The 5,404-nt window shown below is 73.5% G+C and carries 5 protein-coding genes; 2 read left to right on the top strand and 3 right to left on the bottom strand.

Translation table 11 applies throughout. The annotated features are described in order from the left end of the window. The first annotated feature begins 112 nt into the window (after positions 1–112). Positions 113–499, top strand: a complete 387-nt coding sequence (locus ETD83_RS38800; protein WP_138650171.1) for an ATP-binding protein — start codon at positions 113–115, stop codon at positions 497–499. A 96-nt stretch (positions 500–595) separates the two neighbouring features. Here ETD83_RS38800 and ETD83_RS38795 read toward each other — a convergent pair whose 3' ends face one another. The 3 genes from ETD83_RS38795 to ETD83_RS38785 form a co-directional block, all read right to left on the bottom strand. Beyond that, entirely contained in the window at positions 596–1,726 is a 1,131-nt protein-coding gene (locus ETD83_RS38795) for a DUF6745 domain-containing protein (protein WP_138650170.1), read from the bottom strand. Positions 1,727–1,737: 11 nt separating this feature from the next. Further along, positions 1,738–2,064, bottom strand: coding sequence for a hypothetical protein (locus ETD83_RS38790; RefSeq protein WP_138650169.1), 327 nt, complete (start codon positions 2,062–2,064; stop codon positions 1,738–1,740). Between the two features lie 87 nt (positions 2,065–2,151). After that, positions 2,152–3,480, bottom strand: a complete 1,329-nt coding sequence (locus ETD83_RS38785; RefSeq protein ID WP_138650168.1) for a threonine/serine exporter family protein — start codon at positions 3,478–3,480, stop codon at positions 2,152–2,154. 185 nt (positions 3,481–3,665) lie between these two features. On the opposite strand from ETD83_RS38785, the gene ETD83_RS38780 reads away from it, so the two are divergent. Further along, a partial coding sequence (locus ETD83_RS38780) for a RecQ family ATP-dependent DNA helicase (RefSeq protein ID WP_138650167.1) occupies positions 3,666–5,404 on the top strand: 1,739 nt, incomplete at its 3' end.

Genomic DNA, 5,404 nt, shown 5'->3' with positions numbered 1-5,404 from the left:
CAGGCGCGGCGGGGGTGAGGCGCGAGCCGGTCATGATGATCGGGGCGGTTCCCGTGCGCGGGCGCGCGAGAGGGCGCATGCTTGCGTTAGCCGGTGGACCTTAGGCGGACCCGTGGACCCTTTACAACGTCCTCACCTCGTCCTCGCGCTCAGGCCGGTCGAGGGGGCCGTACGCGCGGCGCGCGACACGGTGCGCGCCGCCATGGAGCGCTGGAACCGCCAGGACGTCAACGGCGACCTCGAACTCATCACCAGCGAGCTGGTCACGAACGCGATCCGGCACGCGACCGCCATCACGCTCGTGGTCTCCCTGCCCGATGACACGACCGCCATGGTCGAGGTGTGGGACGACAACCCGGAGGGCCCGGCCGCGCCGATGGGCGACCTCCACGCCGAAGGCGGCCGCGGCCTCCTGCTCGTCGGCGCCCTGTCGCGGTCGTGGGGCTGGCGCTCCACCGCCGGTGGCAAGGTCACCTGGGCGCAGACCGCGACGCCGTGAGCGGCGGGAGCGGGGCGGGCGTCCGTTGGTGACTGGGGAAGTGCGACCAACGGACACCCGCCAAGGGGCCGGGGACGCCCCCGGCCGTCCGCAGGCTCAGGTCTGCTTCTCGGGGTGGTAGTCGGCCTCGTCCACACCGAACGTCCACGCGACGCCCGCGCGCGCTGTGCGCGTGCCGGGCGGGACGCGCAAATAGTAGGTGCGGCGGGTTCCGTCAGGTTCCGGTGTCGAATTCACCACCTCCACCATCACCACGGGTTCGTCGCCGGGCAGGTCGATCGACCACAGCACGCCCGTCTCGTCCCGGTGGACGGGACGCGCGCCGGTCTCGGCCAGATAGCGGTCGTAGCCGAAGATCTCCAGCATCACCCGGCGCAGCTCGGCGTTCTCCTCGGACGAGATGCGGGCCGCCGTGAGACCGGTCAGCGAGTCGACGAAATCCGGCGGGATCGGCATCCCGCGCCAGGCGTGCAGGGCGAAACCGTCCGGGTAGGCGAGGGCCGGGCCGTCGCCGCGGTGCAGCCGTCCGGGCTCGTCGCGGTACAGCTCCCCGGGCCGCTCGGACAGGATCACCAGCCGCTCGTAGGGCCACCACCAGCCGGTGGCGCGGGCGGCCTCCGCGAGGCCCGCGAGCGGGCCGTCCAACCGTCCGAGCGTCTCGAACAGCGCCAGCCAGGGCGCGTCGTGCTGGCCGAGGACGGCGTCGAGCGTGGCACCCCGCAGCAGGGACGCCGTCGCCTCCGCCTGGGCGTCGGTCACGTCGCCCCCTGCGAGGTCGCCGATGGCGCCCCGCACGCGCGTGACCAGGGTCTGGACCTGGTTCCACAGCAGGCCGCCCGTCTCGGCCCACGCCTGCGGCCACTGCTCCGGCCCCTGTTCGGAGCAGGCCGCGGCGCGTTCGGCCTCCCACGGACGCGTCCTCACCTCGGCGAGGACGCTCGCCCCCGCGGGGACGTCTCCAAGGTCGGCCCGGGCCTGGGCGACCAGTTCGCCGAGCCCTGCCGCCGCCAGCGTGTCGCCGTGCCCGGCCAGAACGGCCGCCGCCACGGCCCCGCGCGCGGGGGAGGGCACCCAGATGTACCGTCCGGGAGCGTCCAGCCCGGCGGCCGCGTACGCGGCGGCGACGCCCGCCTCCGCCCGGTCGCGGTCGGCTGGGCCGGTGCTGAAGGCCGCCGACTGCCAGTCGCCGACCACGTAGTGGGCTTCGCGTGCTGTAGCCGTGAGCATCCCTCGCCTCCTCAGTCGGCCACGACGCGGACGGTGCCGGGCACGTACTCGCGCTGGCGGATCACCCGGTACCAGCCCCTGGGGAGGGTGATCGCCGCATGCTCCTCGTGGACCAGCCGTCCGCCGGACGGCAGGTGCAGGTGGTCCGGGGCGAGCGGGTCGGGGGCGCGCAGCAGCGACCCGGGCGCGGACAGCGCGTGCGCGTGCCCGGTGGCCTCTCCGAGCGCCAAAACCATGCGCCCCCGTCCGTCCCGCGGCGCCGGCCGCAGCTCGCGGACGGACTGCGGGACCGCCTCCTCGGACACGGGCAGGATCAGGATGTCTCCCTGTCGGTACATGCTGCGAACGTAACGTCCACCACCGACAAAACGAGCGCCGAGGAGACGTCCGCAGACGAGGCACGGGAGAGCCGCGGGACTGCCGTGCTAGAAGCCGCGGGTGCGGCGGGCCGCCGGGCGGGCCCAGCGTCCGGACGCGCTCAACCCGACGTGCTGGAACGCCCGGACAAGCTCCCCGCCGAGGTTGACGCCCGCGCCCAGCGCGAGCGCCACCGACACGGCGCCGATGAGGCTCAGCACACCCGCCTCGGGAGAACCGGTGTTGAGCTCGACCATGCCCCTGTAGAGCGCGGTCCCGGGCAGGAGGGGCCCGATGGCCGGGACGACGAACGGCATGACGGGCTGTCCGTGCCTGCGCGCCAGCCAGCTCGCCAGAACGCCGACGACGGTGGCCGCCATCGCCGCCGCCAGGACGGGGGGAACGTGCCATCCGCGCGCGAGGACGTACAGCGCCCACATCAGCCCACCGCCCAGTGCCGCGGCGGTCAGCACGTCCCGGGGGACGGCGAGCGACACCGCGAACGTCAGCGAGATGGCGGCCGCCGCCATGACCGCGAGCGGTTCGAGCTCCGCCGCCGGGGTGGGCAGGTGCCGGACGTCGATGTTCACGCCCAGCTTGACCGCGAGGTAGACGACCGCGCCCAGCCCGGAGACGATCGCCGCGATCATGAAGAAGACCTCCAGCATCCGGGCCCCGGCGCTGACCAGGTCGCCGGTGATGCCGTCCTGGATGCTGGCGACCAGCGGACGCCCCGGCAGCAGCGCCAGGATCGCGCCCGTGACGACCGTCGCGGCCTGGCCCGGGCTGCCCAGCGCCACCACGATCGCCGCCGCACCGGCGCCGATCGCGGCCGCCACCGTCAGCTGGAAGAACTCCGCGATGCCCCGCCGCGCCAGCGCGGCGGCGGCGCGGTCGCCGAGCAGGGTGGCGATGAACGCCGTGGTCGCCACGAACGGTCCACCGCCGGTCAGCACACTGCCCGAGGCCGAGATGAGCCCCAGCGACACGACCAGGAGCCAGGCAGGGTACGGAGGAAGGCCTCTCTTGATGTCCGCGAGCCTCCTGTGCGCGTCTTCAAGTTCCAGCATTCCGATGGACGCGTCCTGCACCAGCTGGTGCAGGGCCGTGAGCCGCCAGAACGCCGGTGTACGGCGCCGGATGGCCCGCGTCCCCGTGACCGGCGGCTCGCCCTTCCCCGGGTGGGCCGACACCAGGAGACTCGTCAGCGTGACCTGGACCTCGCAGCGCGGAAGCTCGTAGGCGACCGCCAGGCCGAGCATGGCCTCGTTCACCCGCTCGGTCGTCTCACCGCTGGCCAGGAGGAGCTCGCCCACGCGCAGGACGAGGTCGACCGCCCTCGGGTCGACGACCTCGCTGGGCTCCTCTTCGGGCGGTTCGGGGGGTGTGTGGTCCATCAGGACCTGCCACGTCCGCCGAAAGCGTTCCGCCGCGCCCATTCCCCGCCCAGGTTCCTTCCGGCTGGAAAACCGATCTTGACTGGCAGGCTACCCGCGCCCCACCCGTCCCAAATCAGCGGCCCGGTTATCCACAGAACGCGGTTCTGGTGCGGGGGGCTCCGTGCCGCTGGTACCAAGGACGCATGAGCGAATCCGACCTGCTCCGCGACGACGCCGAGCGCTGCCTGCGGGCCCTCGCGGGCGACCACGCGCGGCTCCGCGACGACCAGTGGACGGCGATCAGCGCGCTCGTCGTCGAGCGGCGGCGGGCGCTGGTCGTCCAGCGCACCGGCTGGGGCAAGTCCGCCGTCTACTTCGTCGCAACCCGGCTGCTCCGCGACCGCGGCGCCGGCCCCACCGTGATCGTGTCGCCGCTGCTGGCGCTGATGCGCAACCAGATCGAGGCCGCCGGACGCGCGGGCATCCACGCCCGCACGATCAACTCGTCCAACACCGGCGACTGGGAGCAGATCTTCGCCGAGGTCGAGGACGGCGCGGTCGACGTCCTGCTGGTCAGCCCCGAGCGGCTCAACAACCCCGAGTTCCGCGACCTCGTCCTGCCGAAGCTCGCCGCCGGGGCCGGGCTGGTCGTGGTGGACGAGGCGCACTGCATCTCCGACTGGGGGCACGACTTCCGTCCCGACTACCGGCGGCTCCGCACCCTGCTGGCCGAGCTGCCGCCCGGCATCCCGGTGCTCGCCACCACCGCGACCGCCAACGCCCGCGTCACCCAGGACGTCGCCGAGCAGCTCGCCGGCGACGAGGCCCTCGTCCTGCGCGGCCCGCTCGAACGCGACTCACTCCACCTCGCCGTCGTCACACTGCCGACCGCCGAGCAGCGCATCGCCTGGCTGGGCGAGCACATCGGCGAACTCACCGGCTCCGGCATCATCTACACCCTCACCGTCGCCGCCGCCCACGAGATCGCCGGCTACCTCCGCGACCGCGGCCACGAGGTCGCCGCCTACTCGGGCCAGACCGAACAGGCCGAACGGCTCCAAGCCGAGCAGGACCTTCTCGACAACAAGCTCAAGGCCCTCGTCGCCACCAGCGCCCTCGGCATGGGCTTCGACAAACCCGACCTCGGCTTCATCGTCCATGTCGGCGCCCCGCAGTCCCCGGTGGCCTACTACCAGCAGATCGGACGCGCCGGCCGCGGCGTCGACCGCGCCGAGGTGATCCTCCTCCCCGGCCGGGAAGACCGCGACATCTGGGCCTACTTCGCCAGCCTCGCGTTCCCGCCGGAACCCGTCGTCCGCCGGACCCTCGACGTCCTGGAGACCGCCGACCGCCCCCTCTCCACCGGCGCCCTCGAACCCCAGGTCGACCTCAGCCGCACCCGCCTCGAAATGATGCTGAAGGTCCTCGACGTGGACGGCGCGGCCCGCCGCGTCAAGGGCGGCTGGACGGCGACCGGCCGGCCCTGGGCCTACGACCGCGAACGCTACGAGCGCGTGACCGCCGAACGCCGCCGCGAGCAACAGGCCATGCTCGACTACATATCCACCCCCGCCTGCCGAGAGGAGTACCTCCGCCGCCAACTGGACGACCCAGCCGCCGCCCCCTGCGGCCGCTGCGACAACTGCACCGGCCGCCACTGGCCCGCCGACGTCACCCAGAAGAGCACCACGCAGGCCCGGGACCGCCTGCACCGTCCCGGCGTCGACATCGCACCCCGCCGCATGTGGCCCGCCGGCGTCAAGGACGACCTGGGCGTCTCCGGCCGCATCGAACTCCAGGCCGAGACGGGCCGCGCCCTGGGCCGCCTCACCGACATCGGCTGGGGCAACCGCCTCCGCGAGCTGTTCGCCGCCGACGACACCGACGTCCCCGCCGACCTGGTCGACGCCGTGGTCAAGGTCCTCGCCGCCTGGGACTGGCC

Source organism: Actinomadura soli, from assembly GCF_005889715.1.
In the GTDB taxonomy this organism is placed as follows: domain Bacteria; phylum Actinomycetota; class Actinomycetes; order Streptosporangiales; family Streptosporangiaceae; genus Spirillospora; species Spirillospora soli.
The sequence above is the reverse complement of the archived record's forward strand: the minus strand, read 5'-3'. Positions and strand labels throughout refer to the sequence as shown.